This window comes from Pantoea sp. UBA5035 (assembly GCF_002415245.1).
Classification (GTDB): domain Bacteria; phylum Pseudomonadota; class Gammaproteobacteria; order Enterobacterales; family Enterobacteriaceae; genus Pantoea; species Pantoea septica.
Genome location: NZ_DICD01000014.1, coordinates 127,921 through 145,509 on the forward strand (window position 1 = coordinate 127,921; position 17,589 = coordinate 145,509).

General features: G+C 58.8%; 19 protein-coding genes and 1 tRNA gene. 9 read left to right on the plus strand and 11 right to left on the minus strand.

The genetic code is table 11. The features are described 5' to 3' along the window. Nucleotides 1-60: 60 nt before the first annotated feature. From B3229_RS10640 to aspA, 6 genes are all read right to left on the minus strand, one after another. A tRNA-Phe gene (locus tag B3229_RS10640) sits at nucleotides 61-136 on the minus strand. 107 nt (nucleotides 137-243) lie between these two features. Next, nucleotides 244-825 (minus strand): division control transcriptional repressor DicD, encoded by a 582-nt coding sequence (gene dicD / locus B3229_RS10645; protein WP_048784694.1) that lies wholly within the window; start codon nucleotides 823-825, stop codon nucleotides 244-246. A 53-nt stretch (nucleotides 826-878) separates the two neighbouring features. Continuing rightward, nucleotides 879-2,579 (minus strand): protein-disulfide reductase DsbD, encoded by a 1,701-nt coding sequence (locus B3229_RS10650; protein WP_286870643.1) that lies wholly within the window; start codon nucleotides 2,577-2,579, stop codon nucleotides 879-881. After that, complete coding sequence (gene cutA, locus B3229_RS10655; protein ID WP_033749239.1) at nucleotides 2,555-2,869, minus strand: divalent cation tolerance protein CutA; 315 nt, start codon at nucleotides 2,867-2,869, stop codon at nucleotides 2,555-2,557. Before cutA ends, B3229_RS10650 begins: the two co-directional genes overlap by 25 nt. Before the next feature lie 75 nt (nucleotides 2,870-2,944). Then, nucleotides 2,945-4,246 carry an anaerobic C4-dicarboxylate transporter gene (locus tag B3229_RS10660; RefSeq protein WP_033749240.1) on the minus strand — a complete coding sequence of 434 codons (1,302 nt, stop codon included), beginning with the start codon at nucleotides 4,244-4,246 and terminating at the stop codon, nucleotides 2,945-2,947. 102 nt (nucleotides 4,247-4,348) lie between these two features. Continuing rightward, entirely contained in the window at nucleotides 4,349-5,785 is a 1,437-nt protein-coding gene (gene aspA, locus B3229_RS10665; protein ID WP_033793295.1) for an aspartate ammonia-lyase, read from the minus strand. Between the two features lie 347 nt (nucleotides 5,786-6,132). Between aspA and B3229_RS10670 the strand changes: the two genes are divergently transcribed. The 4 genes from B3229_RS10670 (at nucleotide 6,133) to B3229_RS10685 (ending at nucleotide 9,358) form a co-directional block, all read left to right on the plus strand. Further along, nucleotides 6,133-6,591 carry an FxsA family protein gene (locus B3229_RS10670; RefSeq protein ID WP_033749241.1) on the plus strand — a complete coding sequence of 153 codons (459 nt, stop codon included), beginning with the start codon at nucleotides 6,133-6,135 and terminating at the stop codon, nucleotides 6,589-6,591. Between the two features lie 235 nt (nucleotides 6,592-6,826). Next, a complete protein-coding gene (locus B3229_RS10675) occupies nucleotides 6,827-7,120 on the plus strand; it encodes a co-chaperone GroES (protein WP_033749242.1) in 294 nt (97 codons plus the stop codon). A gap of 45 nt (nucleotides 7,121-7,165) precedes the next feature. Beyond that, entirely contained in the window at nucleotides 7,166-8,806 is a 1,641-nt protein-coding gene (gene groL / locus B3229_RS10680) for a chaperonin GroEL (RefSeq protein WP_286870648.1), read from the plus strand. 195 nt (nucleotides 8,807-9,001) lie between these two features. Further along, on the plus strand, nucleotides 9,002-9,358 hold the full coding sequence (locus tag B3229_RS10685; RefSeq protein ID WP_033749244.1) for a DUF4156 domain-containing protein: 357 nt from the start codon (nucleotides 9,002-9,004) through the stop codon (nucleotides 9,356-9,358). A 73-nt stretch (nucleotides 9,359-9,431) separates the two neighbouring features. Here B3229_RS10685 and epmB read toward each other — a convergent pair whose 3' ends face one another. Further along, nucleotides 9,432-10,460, minus strand: a complete 1,029-nt coding sequence (gene epmB, locus B3229_RS10690; RefSeq protein WP_286870651.1) for an EF-P beta-lysylation protein EpmB — start codon at nucleotides 10,458-10,460, stop codon at nucleotides 9,432-9,434. 41 nt (nucleotides 10,461-10,501) lie between these two features. Here epmB and efp point away from each other — a divergent pair, with 41 nt between their 5' ends. The 3 genes from efp (at nucleotide 10,502) to B3229_RS10705 (ending at nucleotide 11,489) form a co-directional block, all read left to right on the plus strand. Further along, complete coding sequence (efp, locus tag B3229_RS10695; protein WP_033749246.1) at nucleotides 10,502-11,068, plus strand: elongation factor P; 567 nt, start codon at nucleotides 10,502-10,504, stop codon at nucleotides 11,066-11,068. Between the two features lie 51 nt (nucleotides 11,069-11,119). After that, a complete protein-coding gene (locus B3229_RS10700; protein WP_065426305.1) occupies nucleotides 11,120-11,251 on the plus strand; it encodes an entericidin A/B family lipoprotein in 132 nt (43 codons plus the stop codon). 103 nt (nucleotides 11,252-11,354) lie between these two features. After that, entirely contained in the window at nucleotides 11,355-11,489 is a 135-nt protein-coding gene (locus B3229_RS10705) for an entericidin A/B family lipoprotein (protein WP_033749247.1), read from the plus strand. A 33-nt stretch (nucleotides 11,490-11,522) separates the two neighbouring features. Here B3229_RS10705 and B3229_RS10710 read toward each other — a convergent pair whose 3' ends face one another. Beyond that, nucleotides 11,523-12,047 carry a lipocalin family protein gene (locus tag B3229_RS10710; protein WP_033749248.1) on the minus strand — a complete coding sequence of 175 codons (525 nt, stop codon included), beginning with the start codon at nucleotides 12,045-12,047 and terminating at the stop codon, nucleotides 11,523-11,525. Nucleotides 12,048-12,181: 134 nt separating this feature from the next. Between B3229_RS10710 and epmA the strand changes: the two genes are divergently transcribed. Then, nucleotides 12,182-13,159: an elongation factor P--(R)-beta-lysine ligase gene (epmA, locus tag B3229_RS10715; protein WP_286870656.1), complete on the plus strand. Its 978-nt coding sequence runs from the start codon at nucleotides 12,182-12,184 to the stop codon at nucleotides 13,157-13,159. Nucleotides 13,160-13,236: 77 nt separating this feature from the next. Here epmA and degS read toward each other — a convergent pair whose 3' ends face one another. The 3 genes from degS to zapG form a co-directional block, all read right to left on the minus strand. Continuing rightward, complete coding sequence (gene degS / locus B3229_RS10720) at nucleotides 13,237-14,304, minus strand: outer membrane-stress sensor serine endopeptidase DegS (RefSeq protein WP_286870658.1); 1,068 nt, start codon at nucleotides 14,302-14,304, stop codon at nucleotides 13,237-13,239. Between the two features lie 92 nt (nucleotides 14,305-14,396). Then, entirely contained in the window at nucleotides 14,397-15,767 is a 1,371-nt protein-coding gene (gene degQ / locus B3229_RS10725; protein WP_033749251.1) for a serine endoprotease DegQ, read from the minus strand. 110 nt (nucleotides 15,768-15,877) lie between these two features. After that, complete coding sequence (gene zapG / locus B3229_RS10730; RefSeq protein WP_033749631.1) at nucleotides 15,878-16,279, minus strand: Z-ring associated protein ZapG; 402 nt, start codon at nucleotides 16,277-16,279, stop codon at nucleotides 15,878-15,880. 176 nt (nucleotides 16,280-16,455) lie between these two features. On the opposite strand from zapG, the gene zapE reads away from it, so the two are divergent. Continuing rightward, nucleotides 16,456-17,583: a cell division protein ZapE gene (gene zapE / locus B3229_RS10735; protein WP_048784687.1), complete on the plus strand. Its 1,128-nt coding sequence runs from the start codon at nucleotides 16,456-16,458 to the stop codon at nucleotides 17,581-17,583. Nucleotides 17,584-17,589: the final 6 nt, after the last annotated feature.

Here is a 17,589-nt window from a genome sequence, read left to right on the forward strand (position 1 = left end):
GTTCGATGACGGGTTCCGCACAAAAGCAAAAACCCAGCCATAGGCTGGGTTCTTTAATTTTGGTGCCCGAACCCGGAATCGAACCAGGGACACGGGGATTTTCAATCCCCTGCTCTACCGACTGAGCTATTCGGGCAACGGGGCGCATTAAACCGTAATGGCCGCTTCGCGTCAACGCCTTTCCGGTAAAAAAGCGGGAAAACGTGACTGATTGCCTGCTTTTCAGGCAGAAGCGGCAAAACCCTAGGCCAGCGCGCCGTTAGCGCGGCACAGCGCGATGCGCAGCACATCTTCCGCCAGACGTTTGGCTGTCGCCACGTCCTGCACGTTCCGCTTCACCAGCAGCTTGCTGAGGCAGCCTTCCAGGATCAGCTCAAGCTGGTCCGCCACCATCGTCGGATTATCCAGCCCCAGTTCCACCAGAATGCTGTGCGTGAAGTGCCAGGAAGCCTGTTTCTGCTGTTCGGCAATCTGATGCACCGGCTGCTCCGGCTGCGGATAAAAGCTGCAGGCGGCGATAAACAGGCAGCCGGGGAAGCGGCCTTTCTGCACCTGTTCGCTCAGCACATGATAGCGCGCCAGCAGCTTCTGCTCGCCGTCGAGCTGCTCGCTGAGCAAAACCTGACGCCGCCAGCTGTCGATCTGCTGCCCGTGATAGCGCAGCGCATCGTAAAGCATGGCGTCGCTGTCGGGCCAGAGCGCTTCCAGCTGCGTCAGCGTCATGTCGCAGTGGGCAGCCAGCTGCGGTAGTAATGACGTCGTCGCCGCCAGTCCATTTTTTTCGAGCACATTCAACGCATGCTCGAGTACCTGTTCACGCTGCAAATGACGTCTCCTCTCTGTACGAGTCCGCCTGAGGCGGGGGACTCCAGTGTCGTTCAACGCGCCCGATTCTGCAAATGCGTGCGGAAATCCTCTGTGTTAAGGAAGCCCGTCACGCGCGAGCCGGGGATCTCGCGGCCCTGCGCATCGAAAAACAGAATGGTCGGCAGGCCGAGCACCTGAAGATGCTGCAACAGGGCGTTATCCGTGGCGTTATTCGCGGTGACGTTAGCCTGCAACAGCTGGTAACGGCTCAGCGCCTCACGCACGCCCGGATCGCTAAAGGTATATTTTTCGAACTCTTTGCAGGCTACGCACCAGTCGGCGTAAAGATCGACCATAGTGACGCGGCCATTGGCCTGCCGCAGCGCCTCGTCCAGCTGCGGCGCGGAGGCGATACGCTGAAAGGGCAGCTGCGCCGCCGTCTGCGACGCGGCGGGCGCGCCCCAGACCCATTCCTGCAAGGGGCGCGCGCTGATGAGCGCTGCCGCCAGCATCGCTATCTGCGCCAGACGCCATTTGCCGCCCTGGCCGCGCAGACTGCTGCAAAAGGCCCAGGCGAAACAGGCGACGCCCAGCGCGCTCCAGAGCCGTACTCCCCACAAATCGCCCAGCACGCGCTCCAGCAAAAATACCGGCAGCGCAAGGATAACGAAGCCGAAACCCTGCTTTACCGTCTGCATCCACGGCCCGCTTTTCGGCAGCAGGCGGTTGCCGAACAGGGTGACCACAATCAGCGGCAGGCCCATGCCCATGGCGTAGAGCCACAGCGTGCCCGCGCCGGCCCAGAGATTACCGCTCTGGGCGATGTAGAGCAGAATAGCGCTGAGCGGCGCGGTGGTGCAGGGCGAGCAGATTAGCCCTGCCAGCGCGCCCATCAGGAAAACGCCGGGCAGCGATCCGCCCTGCTGGCGATTGCTCCATAACGTCAGTCGCGTCTGGACGCTGGCGGGAAGCTGCAGCTGGAACAGGCCGAACATTGACAGCGCCAGCAGAGTGAAGATCAGCGACAAACCGATCAGCATATAAGGATGCTGCAGCGCCGCCTGAAAGCGCAGGCCCGCCGCCGCGACCACCACGCCCAGCAGCGTATAGGTGAGCGCCATGCCCAGCACGTAGATCAAGGCGAGGCTAAACAGGCGCAGCAGAGAGCCGCTGCGCTGGCCGCCGAGGATAATTCCGGCGATCAGCGGATACATCGGCAGCACGCAGGGGGTAAAGGCGACGCCGATGCCGATCAGCAGCGCCCAGAGCGGCGAGAAGGGCAGCGGCGCGGCTGGCGCGGGCTGGACGCTGCCCGCGGGCGGCGCTGCGTCGGCAGCCACCGGCGTGAGCGGAATGGTGCGCGTCTCGGGCGGATAGCAGAAGCCCGCCGCCGCGCAGCCCTGATAGGTTACGCGGAGGCTGGCACCGCTGGCGGCCTCGCGCAGCTGCACCGGCAGCTGAAGATCCTGCGAATAGATTTCGCTTTTGCCATAGAACTCATCTTCATGCGGCTGCCCTGGCGGCAGCGCCACCGGCGCGATTTGCGCCTGCTGCGCGCTGACATGAATCTGCTGGCGGTAAAGGTAGTAGCCCTCTTTGACCTTCCAGCTGAGCGTCAGCTGTCGGCCCTGCTGGCTGAAATCGAAAGCAAACGCCTGGTCCACGGGGACAAAGCGGCTGCTGGCGTTAGGGGAGAAAATCGACGCCTGCGTCGGCAGCGTGATAAACAGCGCCAGCGCAAAGGCGATCAGGCAAGAGATGCGTGCAGCCATGACAAGTATTCACTGTCTCCATGTTGAACCGGTAGCGCCAGCAGTTCGGGCACCTCAAAGGGATGTTCGCGCTTCAGCAGATCCATCAGCGCCTGCTGGTGCGTCGTACTGCTCTTTAACAGCAGCTGAACTTCGCTGGCCTGCTCCAGCGTGCCCTGCCAGACGTAAAGCGACGTGGCGCCGGGCAGCAGCGTGACGCAGGCGGCGAGCTTCGCCTCCAGCGCCAGGGCGGCAAGCCTGCGCGCGCAGGCTTCATCCGGCGCGGTACAAAGAATCACAACGGCGTTCATCGCGTGGCTCCTGTTGCGGAAAGCAAGGATGATAGCACGCTCGCCGCGCCTCAGGCTTTACCGGTTGTAACAGCCCTACAGCACCAGGCCGCCGATCAAAAAGCCGAACAGCACCGACAGCGCGATCGCCAGCACGCCAGGCACGATAAAGGCGTGGTTAAAGACATATTTGCCGATGCGCGTCGAGCCGGTATCGTCCATTTCCACTGCCGCCAGCAGCGTCGGATAGGTCGGCAGCACGAACAGCGCGGAAACGGCGGCGAAGGAGGCGATAGCGGTATGCGGCGACACGCCCAGCAGCAGCGCGGCGGGCATGAGCGCCTTGGCGGTGGCCGCCTGTGAATAGAGCAGCATCGAGGCGAAAAAGAGCGCCACCGCCAGCAGCCAGGGTGCCTGCTGCAGCAAGTCGCCCGCCAGCTGCTGGATCTCGCCGATATGCGCTTTGACGAAGGTATCGCCGAGCCAGGCGACGCCCATCACGCAGACGCAGGCGCTCATGCCCGACTTAAAGGTGCTGGCGCTGAGGATGGCGCTGGTGTCGATTTTGCAGCTCAGCGAGATCAGCGTGGCGATGGTCAGCATAAACACCACAATCGCCTCGTTGCGCGGCAGCGGCGGATCGGCAATCAGACCGACGCCGTCGCTGATGGCGGTAGCATAGAGCACCACGGCGACGATGCCGACCAGAAACAGCAGTACCGACCGTCTGGCGCCGGGCTTCTCTTCATAGCGGCTTGCGCCGCGTAGCTTTACTTCGCCTTTGGCGAGGCGCGCCTGATAGACCTCGTCTTCATGCAGCTCTTTGCCGAGGAAGTTGGTGACCAGCGCGGCGAGAAACAGGCCGATCATCGTCGAGGGAATGGCGATCGCCAGCAGGGCGATATAGCCGACGCCGCGCGGCTCCAGCAGCGAAGCGAAGAAAACCACCGCGGCGGAGAGCGGCGAGGCGGTAATGGCGATCTGCGAGGCGACCACGGCGATAGAGAGCGGGCGCGACGGGCGCACGCCTTGCTCTTTCGCCACTTCGGCAATCACCGGCAGCGTCGAGAAGGCGGTATGGCCGGTGCCCGCCAGCAGCGTCATCATATAGGTTACCAGCGGCGCCAGCAGCGTGACGTAGCGCGGATGACGGCGCAGCAGCCGTTCCGCCAGGCTGACCAGATAATCCATGCCGCCCGCGACCTGCATCGCGGCGATAGCGGCAATCACCGCCATAATAATTTCAATCACGTCAAAGGGGATGGCGCCGGGCTTCAGCCCGCAGATCAGCGTCAGCGCCAGCACGCCCAGCCCGCCCGCGAATCCGATACCGATACCGCCCAGACGCGCGCCCAACCAGATCGCCAGCAGGACGATCGCTAATTCAACGACGATCATTCGTCACCTCTTGAGAGTGAGAAAAAGAGCCGGTTATGTACCAAATAAAAAGGCGCGCCGTGTTGATCGCGGCGCGCCTTTTTTATCATTGTGAAAATTGACCTACTGTTCGTTTTCGTCAGTGTAGCGACGCGCCTTGTAGACTGGATACATCAGGTTCTGCACCGAGAAGATGTCGTCCAGCTCGCTTTCAGTCAGCAGGCCGCGCTCCAGCACCACTTCGCGCACGCTTTTGCCGGTCTCCGCGCAAATCTTGCCGACGATATCGCCGTTGTGATGGCCAATGTACGGGTTGAGATAGGTCACGATGCCGATAGAGTTGAAAACGTAAGCTTCGCACACCGCTTTGTTGGCGGTGATGCCGTTAACGCATTTTTCCAGCAGGTTGTAGCAGGCGTTGGTCAGGATGCTGATCGACTCGAACAGCGCCTGGCCGATCACTGGCTCCATCACGTTGAGCTGCAGCTGACCCGCCTCCGCCGCCATGGTTAAGGTAGTGTCGTTACCGATCACCTTGAAGCAAACCTGGTTCACCACTTCCGGCACCACCGGATTGACCTTGGCGGGCATAATCGAGGAGCCCGCCTGCAGTTCCGGCAGATTGATCTCGTTGAGGCCCGCGCGCGGGCCGGAAGAGAGCAGGCGCAGGTCGTTGCAGATTTTCGACAGCTTCACCGCCAGGCGCTTCAGCGACGAGTGCACCATCACGTAGGCGCCGCAGTCGGAGGTCGCTTCGATCAGATCTTCCGCCGGCACCACCGGCAGGTTGCTCACCTCGGCGAGACGCTGAACCGCCAGCTGCTGATAGCCGTCCGGCGTGTTAAGGCGCGTGCCGATCGCCGTGGCGCCCAGGTTCACCTCCAGCAGCAGTTCGGCGGTGCGCAGGATGCTGCGCGTCTCTTCGTTCAGCAGCACGTGGAAAGCGTGGAACTCCTGGCCGAGCGTCATTGGCACCGCGTCCTGCAGCTGGGTGCGGCCCATCTTGAGAATGGTTTCGAACTCCGCCGCCTTGCGCTCGAAGCCTTCGCCCAGCTCTTTGATCGCGTCCAGCAGCTTCAGAATCGAGCTGTAGACCGCAATGCGGAAGCCGGTGGGATAGGCGTCGTTGGTAGACTGGCACTTATTGACGTGATCGTTCGGGTTGAGGAACTGATATTCGCCTTTCTGGTGGCCCATCAGCTCCAGCCCGATATTGGCCAGCACTTCGTTGGTGTTCATGTTGACCGAGGTGCCCGCGCCGCCCTGATAGACGTCGACCGGAAACTGATCCATGCATTTGCCGTTGTTCAGCACCTCGTCGCAGGCCTGAATAATGGTATTGGCGATATTGCGCGGAATGGTTTGCAGCTCTTTATTGGCGAGCGCGGCGGCTTTTTTCACCATCACCATGCCGCGGACGAATTCGGGGATGTCGCTGATTTTACTGTTGCTGATACGGAAATTTTCAATCGCACGCAGAGTATGAACGCCGTAGTAGGCATCGGCGGGGACTTCACGCATGCCTAGCAGGTCTTCTTCGATACGAATGTTGTTCGCCATGATAACCTTCTTGTTATTGGCCGCTTGCGCTGGCGCCATCCATCACAGGTGATGTGTTGATTTGTCGTGGAAAGCCGGAGCCGACAGTGTATCCGCCTCGTCACCGGCGCGCACGATCATATGCTGCCGCCGGGCTAAAGCGCGAGTCTGGATACGTATCCATGTATCAATTATCGCTGCAATAACCACGATATGTGAGATTGCGCACAAATTTAACCTCACTGTAAATATTTGAAAACAGCGGTTGAATTAGCGTCGCGGCAGGCCCATCTCATGGCTATGCCGTCTAATAGGGCGTTTTCCGCTGCCTGCCTGACGCAGAGCAGCCCGACTAAAAGGAGAATACGGTGCGCTGGTTACCGTTAATCATTATTTTTGCGCTCGCCTGGATTGAGATCACCCTGTTTATTCAGGTGGCTCACGCGCTGGGCGTATTGCTGACCATGCTGCTGGTGATTTTCACCTCGGCGATCGGCGTGTCGCTGGTGAAAAACCAGGGCATGAAAAACTTTATGCTGATGCAGGAGAAGCTGGCGCGTAATGAGAGCCCGGCTGAAGAGATGATTAAAAGCGTATCGCTGATCATCGCGGGCTTTCTGCTGCTGCTGCCTGGCTTCTTTACCGACTTCCTCGGCCTGCTGCTGCTGCTGCCGCCGGTGCAAAAACATCTGACCCTGAAGCTGATGCCGCATCTGCGCGTCTGGCGCGGGCCAGGCGCCGGCCCGGACAGCGGATTTACCGTGGATGGCGAGTATGAACGCAAGGACAGCGATCGCATCGGCCATGACGATCGCCACGATCGCTAAGCGCGGACAGAAGAGAAGCGTGACCTGAGCGTCGCGCTTTTTTTATGGCCGAGGCGAAAACGGCCTTTCGCGCAAAAAATGGGCAGTTGTCATCGCCAGGTAAAAAAATTGTCCTGCTGCCCCTTGAAAGCCATTTTAACCGACCCTATCTCTTGCACCACGAGGCCGGAAGCCCTGCAGCCCGGCGTTCAACCCAAAAACTGAATGATTGGACTTCTCAAAGGAGAGCTATCTAATGAAAATTCGTCCGTTGCACGATCGCGTTATCGTCAAGCGTAAAGAAGTTGAAGCTAAATCTGCTGGCGGCATCGTTCTGACCGGCTCTGCAGCAGGCAAATCAACCCGTGGCGAAGTTCTGGCCGTGGGCAATGGTCGCATCCTGGAAAATGGTGAAGTGAAGCCGCTGGACGTTAAAGTTGGCGATCTGGTGATCTTTAGCGAAGGCTACGGCGCGAAAACCGAAAAGATCGACAACGAAGAAGTGCTGATCATCTCTGAAAGCGACATTCTGGCGATTGTTGAAGCGTAATTACGCGGAACTCACTGAACGAAACGAATTTAAGGGACAATTGAAATGGCAGCTAAAGACGTAAAATTCGGTAATGACGCTCGCGTAAAAATGCTGCGCGGCGTGAACGTACTGGCAGATGCAGTAAAAGTTACCCTGGGCCCGAAAGGCCGTAACGTGGTTCTGGATAAATCTTTTGGTGCACCGACCATCACTAAAGATGGCGTGTCCGTAGCGCGTGAGATCGAACTGGAAGACAAGTTCGAAAACATGGGCGCGCAGATGGTGAAAGAAGTTGCCTCTAAAGCGAACGACGCAGCAGGCGACGGTACCACCACCGCAACCGTACTGGCTCAGTCAATCATCACCGAAGGCCTGAAAGCTGTGGCTGCGGGTATGAACCCGATGGATCTGAAGCGCGGTATCGACCAGGCCGTTATCGCGGCGGTTGAGCAGCTGAAAGCGCTGTCCGTTCCTTGCTCAGACTCTAAAGCTATCGCCCAGGTCGGCACCATTTCCGCTAACTCCGATGAGAGCGTCGGTACCCTGATCGCCCAGGCGATGGAAAAAGTGGGTAAAGAAGGCGTTATCACCGTTGAAGAAGGCACCGGTCTGCAGGACGAGCTGGACGTAGTTGAAGGTATGCAGTTTGACCGCGGCTACCTCTCTCCGTACTTCATCAACAAGCCGGAAACCGGCGCAGTTGAACTGGAATCGCCGTTCATCCTGCTGGCTGACAAGAAAATCTCCAACATCCGCGAAATGCTGCCGGTGCTGGAAGCCGTGGCTAAAGCAGGCAAACCGCTGCTGATCGTTGCTGAAGATGTTGAAGGCGAAGCGCTGGCGACGCTGGTGGTCAACACCATGCGCGGCATCGTAAAAGTCGCTGCGGTGAAAGCGCCGGGCTTCGGCGATCGTCGTAAAGCAATGCTGCAGGATATCGCTATCCTGACTGGCGGTACCGTTATCTCTGAAGAGATCGGTATGGAGCTGGAAAAAGCGGCGCTGGAAGATCTGGGCCAGGCAAAACGCGTTGTGATCAACAAAGACACCACCACCATCATCGACGGTGTGGGTGAAGAGGCGACGATTCAGGGCCGCGTAACCCAGATTCGTCAGCAGATCGAAGAAGCGACCTCTGACTACGACAAAGAAAAACTGCAGGAGCGCGTAGCGAAACTGGCAGGCGGCGTGGCCGTGCTGAAAGTAGGCGCAGCAACTGAAGTTGAAATGAAAGAGAAGAAAGCCCGCGTTGAAGATGCCCTGCACGCGACCCGTGCTGCGGTAGAAGAAGGCGTGGTAGCGGGCGGCGGCGTAGCGCTGGTTCGCGTTGCAGCACAGCTGGCCGATCTGCGTGGTCAGAACGAAGATCAGAACGTCGGTATTAAAGTTGCGCTGCGCGCAATGGAAGCGCCGCTGCGTCAGATCGTTTCTAACGCCGGCGAAGAGCCGTCTGTTGTCGCTAACAACGTGAAAGCGGGCGACGGCAACTACGGTTACAACGCGCAGACTGAAGAATACGGCAACATGATCGACTTCGGTATCCTGGACCCAACCAAAGTGACCCGTTCTGCGCTGCAGTACGCGGCCTCTGTTGCTGGTCTGATGATCACCACCGAGTGCATGGTGACCGACCTGCCGAAAGGCGACGCGCCTGATTTAGGTGCTGGCGCTGGCGGCATGGGCGGAATGGGCGGCATGATGTAATTGCCCTGACGCTTTTGCTATCTGAAAAACCCCCGATCGGAAACGGTCGGGGGTTTTTCTTTTGCAGATGAAAAGGGTATAAGTAAGGGCGCAATACTTCGGCTTTGCGGGTTCAGGGCAATGAATGTTCAGAAAAAAGAGATACTTTTCTGCTACGCTGCCGCCCGATACTGATGATAATAAATGGGGATTACAATGCGGATTAACCTCTTGCTCGGACTGGCGGTCGGTACCTTGTTGCTGGCGGGATGCAGCAGCTCTCATCAGCTGAGCGCTGGCGGCGAACGTGTCACCTTCACCGATCAACAACCGGGCAGCGACTGTCAGCTTCTGGGTAATGTCACCGGTTCACAGAGTAACTGGCTGAGCGGTTCCGGCGGCGAGGGCAGCTCGCTGCGCGGCGCGGCCAACGATCTGCGCAACCGCGCGGCGGAAATGGGCGGCAATGTGATTTACGGCGCGACCAGCCCGACGCAAAACCTGTGGTCCGCTTTCGCGCCTCTGGACAGCAAAATGAACGGGCAGGTCTATAAATGCCCGGCGAAAGCCTGATCGTCTTCGCCATCCTGTTGATAACGGCCGGTTTATACCGGCCGTTAATTTTTGTGGGCGGGATGTTGGCTCGCTACTCCTGGCGCAGCTGCAGGTCGAGCGGCGTTTTACTCGGCTCGCCGCCAATCTCTCGCGCCAGCTTAGGCACCATATAGCCGGACACCTGCGTCAGCAGCGTGCGCACCAGCGCGCGCGCCTCTTCATCGGAGACGTAAAAGTGCGCCGCGCCCTGCACCTTATCCAGAACGTGCAGGTAGTAGGGCAGAATGCCCGCGTCGAACAGCGCGTTGCTGAGATCGGCGAGCGCCTGAGCGTGGTTATTGACGCCGCGCAACAGCACGCTCTGGTTAAGCAAGGTCACGCCGGCGCGCTTCAGCTGCTGCATCGCGGCCGCCAGCGAGGCGTCGATCTCCTGCGCATGGTTGATATGGGTCACCATTAATACCTGCAGGCGCGTTTCCGCCAGCATCCGACACAGCTCGTCCGTGATGCGCGCCGGAATAACCACCGGCAGGCGGCTGTGGATACGCAGTCGTTTTAGATGGGGGATCTGCGCCAGCGCCTCAATCAGCCACGCCAGTTCATGATCCTTCGCCATCAGCGGATCGCCGCCGGAGAAGATGATTTCGTCCAGTTCGGGATGGGCGGCGATATAGTCGATAGCCGTTTGCCAGCTGCGCTTGTTGCCGGGGTTATCCTGATAGGGAAAGTGACGGCGGAAGCAGTAGCGGCAGTTGACCGCGCAGCCGCCTTTGACCAGCAGCAGCGCGCGGTTTCTGTACTTATGCAATAAGCCCGGCACCACGCTGCTTTGCTCGTCGAGCGGATCGGCGCTGTAGCCAGGCGCCTGGATAAACTCCTCGCGCTGGGTAAGCACCTGCAGCAGCAGGGGATCCTGCGCGTCGCCCGGCTTCATGCGCGCGATAAAGGCGCGCGGCACGCGCAGCGCGAAAAGCTGACGGGCGTCGCGGCCAGCGGCCAGTTCCGCATGGTGCTCAAGGCCTAAAAGTTGCAGTAATTCATCAGGTTCGGTGACAACATCAGCAAGTTGCTGCAACCAATCTTCTCTGGAAGGGGTTTTTAGGGTTACAATGTGTGCCATTTTTTTGGCTATTACCAGTTCAATATTTACAGAGGGCCTTTATGGCGACTTATCTTAGCAACGATTTTCGTTCCGGTCTTAAAATCATGTTCGAAGGCGAACCTTACGCCATCGAATCCAGTGAGTTCGTTAAGCCAGGTAAAGGCCAGGCATTCGCACGCGTTAAAATGCGTCGTCTGCTGACCGGTACGCGCGTTGAGAAAACCTTCAAGTCTACCGACTCAGCTGAAGGCGCGGACGTTGTTGATATGACGCTGCAGTACTCTTACAACGACGGCGACTTCTTCTACTTTATGCACCCGGAAACCTTCGAGCAGTACCAGGTTGAATCGAAAGTGCTGGAAGACGTGCAGAAATGGCTGCAGGACAACGCAGAGTGTATCGTTACCCTGTGGAACAACAAAGCCATCGCCGTTCAGGCGCCGAACTTTATCGAAGCAGAAGTCATTGAAACCGATCCGGGCCTGAAAGGCGATACCGCCGGCACCGGCGGCAAGCCTGCTAAACTGGCGACCGGCGCCGTGGTTAAAGTGCCGCTGTTCGTTCAGATCGGCGAAGTGGTAAAAGTCGATACCCGCTCCGGCGAATACGTTTCACGCGTAAAATAAGTGCGAAGGCGCATCCTGGGATGCGCCTTTTTCTTTGGTGAGTTAAGAAGAATGAAAAAACAGCTGACGCTTTTCACTCTTGTGCTGCTGGCCTGTTCTGTGCTCAGCGCCTGTAATACCTTTCATGGCTTCGGCGAAGATGTTTCCCACCTTGGCGGCGCTATCTCGCGCGCGGCGAAATAGTCCCAGACGATAACCTTTTTTCGCTGCGTTTCAGTACGTTTGGCCATAAGCGGTCTATGCTTAAAGCGCTGTACTTGACTGCAACCACAAAAAGGATATTGCCATGTTAAAGAAAAGTATTGTTGCGATTTTCTCAGTGCTGGTGCTCTCTTCTCTGCTGTCCGCTTGTAACACCACGCGTGGTGTCGGCGAAGACGTAGAAGCGGGCGGCCAGGCTATTCAGCGTACTGCGCAGTAATATCTTCAAGCCGGTACGATTCTGTCGTACCGGTTATTTCTGCTTAACCCAAATCAGATCCTCGACCGGGAAACCGGCCTGCCGCGCCTGTTCCACCAGCTTCTGCTTCACGCCCTCATCCAGCTGCGGCGTGCGCGATAATATCCACAGATAGTGACGATTTGGACCGCATACCAGCGCATAGCGGTAATCCTTGTCCAGCGCGATAACGTTGTAGCCGCCGTAGAAGGGACCAAAGAAAGAGACTTTTAGCGCGGCGCGCTGCGGGTCGCCGGTGAAGTACGCCTTGCCTACGCTCTCCTGCCATTTTTGCTTCTGCGGCTTGTAGCCGCGGTTGATGACCTTAAGGCCGCCGTCGTCGCGCGGGCTGTAGGTCGCCGTGACCTGTTCCAGGCCGCGTTCGAAGCGGTGGTCGAGGCGCGCGATTTCATACCAGGTGCCGAGATAGCGCTGGCTGTCGAACCCTTCGACGACGGTAACGTTTTTCGGCGGCGTGGTAGAGCAGGCTACTGACAGCATTGAGCCAAGGCCTGCGATGAAGGTTTTCCATGGGGACATAAGCGATTCCTTTTTGGTTGAACAGATTAAGTATAGTTGCCGCTGCGATTTTTCTCTGGCTTCGGACGGCTGATTGTCTGCCGGAGGCAATGCAGGTAGACTTCCACCCCTTATTTGTATAAGGAGTCATCACCATGAGCGAAACGGCAAGCTGGCAGCCGAGCGCACCCATTGCCAATTTGTTGAAACGTGCCGCTATCCTCGCGGAAATTCGACGTTTCTTTGCCGATCGCGGCGTGCTTGAGGTCGATACGCCGGCGATGAGCCAGGCGACCGTCACCGATATCCATCTGGTGCCCTTTCAGACGCGCTTTGTCGGTCCTGGCGCGACGCAGGGACGCGATCTCTGGCTGATGACCAGCCCGGAATACCATATGAAGCGTCTGCTGGCGGCGGGCAGCGGACCTATCTATCAGATGAGCCGCTGTTTCCGCAACGAAGAGGCGGGGCGCCATCATAATCCTGAATTCACCATGCTGGAGTGGTATCGCCCGCACTACGATATGTATCGCCTGATGAATGAGGTCGACGATCTGCTGCAGCAGGTACTGGAGTGCGACAGTGCGGAATCGCTCTCCTATCAGCAGGCGTTTATTCGCCATCTCGATCTCGACCCGCTGTCAGCGGATAAAGCGCAGCTGCGCGAAGCGGCGGAGAAGCTGGGCGAGGGCGAACTGGCGAATCGCGAAGAGGATCGCGATACCCTGCTGATGCTGCTGTTTATGCTGGGCGTGGAGCCGAAGATCGGCATCGATAAGCCAACCTTCGTTTACCATTTCCCTGCCAGCCAGGCGGCACTGGCCGAAATTAGCACGGAAGATCACCGCGTCGCGGAGCGTTTCGAGGTCTACTACAAGGGCGTGGAGCTGGCGAATGGTTTCCGCGAGCTGACCGACAGCCGCGAGCAGAGTCAGCGCTTCGAGCAGGATAACCGGCGGCGCGCGGCGCGCGGACTGCCGCAGCATCCGGTCGATACCTATCTGCTGGATGCGCTGGCGCACGGCATGCCTGCCTGTTCCGGCGTGGCGCTGGGCGTGGATCGTTTGATTATGCTGGCGCTGAAGGCGGATTCGCTGAGCGAGGTGATCGCGTTTCCGGTGGATCGCAGCTAAACAAGATAGCGGGACGCTTTGCTCTTCGGTTCCCGCTACCCGCGTTTTAATGCCGGTGCGGCCGGAAAGACGTTCGGTTAATTCCCGCTGTCGGGAAACTCCTGAATGGTCACCGGCAGCGTCAGCTTCCGATCGTTGCGCAGCACTTCGACTTTAATCACTGAGCCAGGGCGGATCTCCGCAACCTGATCCATCGTCTCCTGCGCGGAGATAGCCTGTTTACCGTTAACGCTCAGCAGCACGTCGTTGACCTGCACGCCCGCTTTCTCCGCAGGTCCGTCCGGCGTCACCACGCTGACGATAATGCCCTGCACGTGATCGATGCCGCTGCCCTGATTATGTAGCGCAGGCAGCTCGCGTCCGGTGATACCGATATAGCCGCGGATAACGCGGCCGTCGCGGATAAGCTTATCCATAATCTTGCTCGCCAGCGCGGTAGGGATAGCGAAGCCAATGCCTTCCGGCGTCTCGCCGTCGTTGCTTTTATCAAAGGTCAGGGTATTGATGCCCATCAGCTCGCCCAGCGAGTTAATCAGCGCGCCGCCGGAGTTACCCTGGTTGATTGAGGCGTCGGTTTGCAGGAAGTTCTGACGTCCGGATGAGCTCAGGCCGACGCGGCCCGTGGCGCTGATAATGCCCTGCGTAACGGTTTGCCCGAGGTTATAGGGGTTGCCGATCGCCATCACCACATCGCCGATATGCGGCACGCGGTGCGGGTTAATCGGGATCACCGGCAGGCTGGACGCGGTGATCTTCAGCACCGCCAGATCGGTCATGGCGTCGGAGCCGACCAGGTTGGCTTCAAAGAAGCGGCCATCCTGCAGCGCGACGATAATTTGATCGGCATTATTGATCACGTGCTTGTTGGTCAGGATGTAGCCTTTGGCGTTCATGATGACGCCGGAACCGAGTGTGGTAATGCCGCGATTGTTATTGCCGCCGTGGGCGCTGCGGTTGTAGACGTTGACCACCGCAGGCACGGCGCGGCGGACGCCGGCGTTAAAGCTGAAAGGCGTCTGGTCTTCGCTGTCGTCACGGTTGAGAAGGGCGCTGGTGCCGCCCATACGCAGTGCGGGCAGGGCCGCAAGCAAAATGCCGGCGACAATCAGGCCCAACACCACTGAACGCAAAAGTTTAGGAAACATGGTGTTAACTTACGCCAGGGGGAGATCGCAGGGCAGAATAGCACGAGAAAGGCGAACAAACACGCGCTTGTGTTGTTCGCCTGTAGCAGGGATTAACGCAGCAGGAGGTAAATAGACTCGTCGCCGCGCACCACGTTCAGCGCCAGCACCGGCGGTTTGCCTTCCAGCACTTTGCGCATCTCGGCAAGGCTGGTGACGCGCGTGCGGTTAACGCCGACAATGACATCATCTTTTTGCAGACCGACCTGCTCAGCCGGAGTGCCTTTTTCGATGCTGTCGATCTTCACGCCCTTGTCGCCGGTTTTGGTCGCGCCATCGCTCAGCATCGCGCCCTGCAGCGCAGGGGACATCAGCTGCGCGCTGGCCGTGGTCTGCGCGCTTTGCTCCAGCGTCACCTCTACCGAAAGCGGCTTGCCGTCGCGCAACAGGCCGAGCTTCACTTTCTCGCCCGGCGCGGTCGTGCCCACTTTCACGCGCAGTTCGGCAAAGCTGGTGATCGGCTTGTCGTTAATCGAGGTGATAATATCGCCTGACTTAATGCCCGCTTTCTGCGCCGCAGACTGCGGCAGCACTTCAGAGACGAAGGCGCCGCGCTGCGCATCGACGTTAAACGCCTTGGCGATGTCCGCCGTCATCTCGGTGCCTTTAATGCCGAGCTGACCGCGCTTCACTTCGCCATATTTAATCAACTGCTGCGCCAGGTTCATCGCCATATCGCTCGGGATAGCGAAGCCGATACCGATATTGCCGCCGCTCGACGCCAGAATCGCGGTGTTGATGCCGATCAGTTCGCCGTTGAGATTAACCAGCGCGCCGCCGGAGTTACCGCGGTTAATCGCCGCGTCGGTCTGGATAAAGTTTTCCAGCCCTTCGAGGTTAAGTCCGCTGCGCCCCAGCGCAGAAATAATGCCGGAGGTCGCGGTCTGACCCAGCCCAAACGGGTTGCCGATCGCCACGGCGAAGTCGCCCACTTTTAGCTGATCGGAGTCGGCGATTTTCACCTGCGTCAGGTTCTTCGCGCCTTCGACCTGAATCAGCGCGATGTCGGTCTGTTCGTCATGGCCGATTAGCTTCGCGTCATATTCGCTGCCGTCGCCAAGCTGCACGCTGATCTTGTCCGCGCCGTTGACCACGTGGTTATTGGTCAGGATGTAGCCCTTAGCGGCGTCGATAATCACGCCGGAGCCTAAGCCCTCGAACGGCTGCGCCTGATCGCCGCCAGGCCCCTGGCCGAAGAAGCGTTTCAACGGCTCGGGAATATCCTGCGCCTGGCTGGCGGTTTCCGTGCCTTCAACATGGACGCTGACCACCGCCGGCAACACTTTTTCCAGCATCGGCGCCAGGCTGGGTAGCGGCTGGCCCTGAATCTGCGCGGGCAGGGTCGCCATCGCCGCAGGCGTTGCGGCCAGGCTCATTCCGATACTCAAGGCTAATGCGCTTAACAGACGTGCTTGTTTTTTCATTGCTAGAACGCTCTCGCTGCGAAAAGTGGGGGAGTAAACGTATGTGACAGCTGATTCAGGGTCTGGGTTCGCAAAAATGCGGGGCGCAACCGGGTTACGCCCCAATAAGACTAGTCGCGCGCGGCGCGTTCGCCACGCAGCAGGCCGGAAGCGCCTTCGGAGTAGTCGCGCGGGATCTGGACCGGCGCCTGATCGTTATCCGCTTCCGCTTCAGTCAGCTGATAGGCAAAGGGGTTTTTCTCGCCCGGCAGGTTCGGCAGCAGATCGTTCGATCCTTTCGCCATGTGCTGATAAAGCTGGCGGTAGTCGCGCGCCATGTTGTCCAGCAGCTCGGCGCTCTGCGCAAAGTGGTTGGTCAGCTCTTCGCGGTAGTCCGCCAGCTCTGCTTTAGACTTCTCCAGCTCGTACTGCATGCTGCGCTGCTCGCGCAGTTTTTTGTTACCGAAACGCATGGCAACCGCGCCGACAATAATGCCAATTACTAAACCAATTAACCCGTATTCCCAGGTCATAATGACTCCCATGTAATTTCCGTTGTTTGTAGGGCATCCACCATTTCAATAGTAGTCACTATACCCGTTAATCTTATGGATGTGGAACTCTGAGGCGGCATGCTTTAGTGTAGAGCGGCCTTTTTTTCATCAACCGAACTGTGAATAAGACCTTTTCAGGGATTCTGAGAGAACCAATGCAAACCTCATCTCCGCTTGCGCGCTATGAGCAGGCGCTGTCGCAGGGCGACTTTAAACCCGATGATGTACAACGCGACGCCATCACCCGACTGGACGCCGTCCAGCGGGCCTTACTCGCGCGTCAGCCCGAACCGCCCGCCAGCGGCAAAGGATTATTCGGCCGCCTGTCCCGACTGATGGGCAAAGAGAAAACCGACGCGCAGGCGCCGGTGCGCGGCCTCTATATGTGGGGCGGCGTAGGACGCGGCAAAACCTGGGTCATGGATTTGTTTTTTCAGTCTATTCCTGGCAACCGCAAGCTGCGTCTGCACTTCCATCGCTTTATGCTGCGCGTGCATGAAGAGCTAACCCAGCTGCAGGGACAGAGCGATCCGCTGCTGATCATCGCCGACCGCTTTAAAGCCGAAACCGATATTCTCTGCTTCGACGAGTTTTTCGTCTCCGACATTACCGACGCCATGCTGCTCGGCACCCTGATGGAGGCGCTGTTCGCACGCGGCATTACGCTGGTGGCGACCTCGAACATTCCGCCAGACGATCTCTATCGCAACGGCCTGCAGCGCGCGCGTTTCCTGCCGGCGATTGAGCAAATTAAACAGCACTGCGACGTGATGAACGTCGATGCCGGCATCGACTACCGGCTGCGCACCCTGACCTCGGCGCATCTGTGGAACTCGCCACTGAACGAGGCGACGCACGCCGAAATGGAGCGCATGTTCAAGGCGCTGGCGGGCAGCGCGCGCGACGACGCGCCGGTGCTGGAGATTAACCATCGCCAGATGGCGACGCTGGGCGTCAGCGAAGGGGTGCTGGCGATCGACTTCCTGACGCTGTGCGGAGAAGGGCGCAGCCAGCATGACTATATCGAGCTGTCGCGCCGTTTCCACAGCGTGCTGCTCTACGACGTGCCGGTGATGATTTATAAAACTGAAGATCAGGCGCGCCGCTTCCTCGCGCTGGTGGATGAGTTCTACGAGCGCCACGTCAAACTGGTGGTCGCGGCGGAAACCTCGCTGTTCGAAATCTATCAGGGCACGCGACTGAAATTCGAGTATCAGCGCTGCCTGTCGCGCCTGCAGGAAATGCAGAGCGAGGAGTATCTGCGGCTGCCGCATCTGCCCTGAGGGCGC

Excerpts from the sequence above, each read along its gene's own strand:
- B3229_RS10675 (WP_033749242.1), top strand. The coding sequence starts at position 6,827 with ATGAAAATTCGTCCGTTGCACGATCGCGTTATCGTCAAGCGTAAAGAA.
- cutA (WP_033749239.1), bottom strand. The coding sequence starts at position 2,869 with ATGAACGCCGTTGTGATTCTTTGTACCGCGCCGGATGAAGCCTGCGCG.
- B3229_RS10705 (WP_033749247.1), top strand. The coding sequence starts at position 11,355 with ATGTTAAAGAAAAGTATTGTTGCGATTTTCTCAGTGCTGGTGCTCTCT.
- B3229_RS10650 (WP_286870643.1), bottom strand. The coding sequence starts at position 2,579 with ATGGCTGCACGCATCTCTTGCCTGATCGCCTTTGCGCTGGCGCTGTTT.
- epmA (WP_286870656.1), top strand. The coding sequence starts at position 12,182 with ATGAGCGAAACGGCAAGCTGGCAGCCGAGCGCACCCATTGCCAATTTG.
- degS (WP_286870658.1), bottom strand. The coding sequence starts at position 14,304 with ATGTTTCCTAAACTTTTGCGTTCAGTGGTGTTGGGCCTGATTGTCGCC.
- groL (WP_286870648.1), top strand. The coding sequence starts at position 7,166 with ATGGCAGCTAAAGACGTAAAATTCGGTAATGACGCTCGCGTAAAAATG.
- zapG (WP_033749631.1), bottom strand. The coding sequence starts at position 16,279 with ATGACCTGGGAATACGGGTTAATTGGTTTAGTAATTGGCATTATTGTC.
- zapE (WP_048784687.1), top strand. The coding sequence starts at position 16,456 with ATGCAAACCTCATCTCCGCTTGCGCGCTATGAGCAGGCGCTGTCGCAG.
- degQ (WP_033749251.1), bottom strand. The coding sequence starts at position 15,767 with ATGAAAAAACAAGCACGTCTGTTAAGCGCATTAGCCTTGAGTATCGGA.
- efp (WP_033749246.1), top strand. The coding sequence starts at position 10,502 with ATGGCGACTTATCTTAGCAACGATTTTCGTTCCGGTCTTAAAATCATG.
- B3229_RS10685 (WP_033749244.1), top strand. The coding sequence starts at position 9,002 with ATGCGGATTAACCTCTTGCTCGGACTGGCGGTCGGTACCTTGTTGCTG.
- B3229_RS10660 (WP_033749240.1), bottom strand. The coding sequence starts at position 4,246 with ATGATCGTCGTTGAATTAGCGATCGTCCTGCTGGCGATCTGGTTGGGC.
- B3229_RS10700 (WP_065426305.1), top strand. The coding sequence starts at position 11,120 with ATGAAAAAACAGCTGACGCTTTTCACTCTTGTGCTGCTGGCCTGTTCT.
- epmB (WP_286870651.1), bottom strand. The coding sequence starts at position 10,460 with ATGGCACACATTGTAACCCTAAAAACCCCTTCCAGAGAAGATTGGTTG.
- B3229_RS10710 (WP_033749248.1), bottom strand. The coding sequence starts at position 12,047 with ATGTCCCCATGGAAAACCTTCATCGCAGGCCTTGGCTCAATGCTGTCA.
- aspA (WP_033793295.1), bottom strand. The coding sequence starts at position 5,785 with ATGGCGAACAACATTCGTATCGAAGAAGACCTGCTAGGCATGCGTGAA.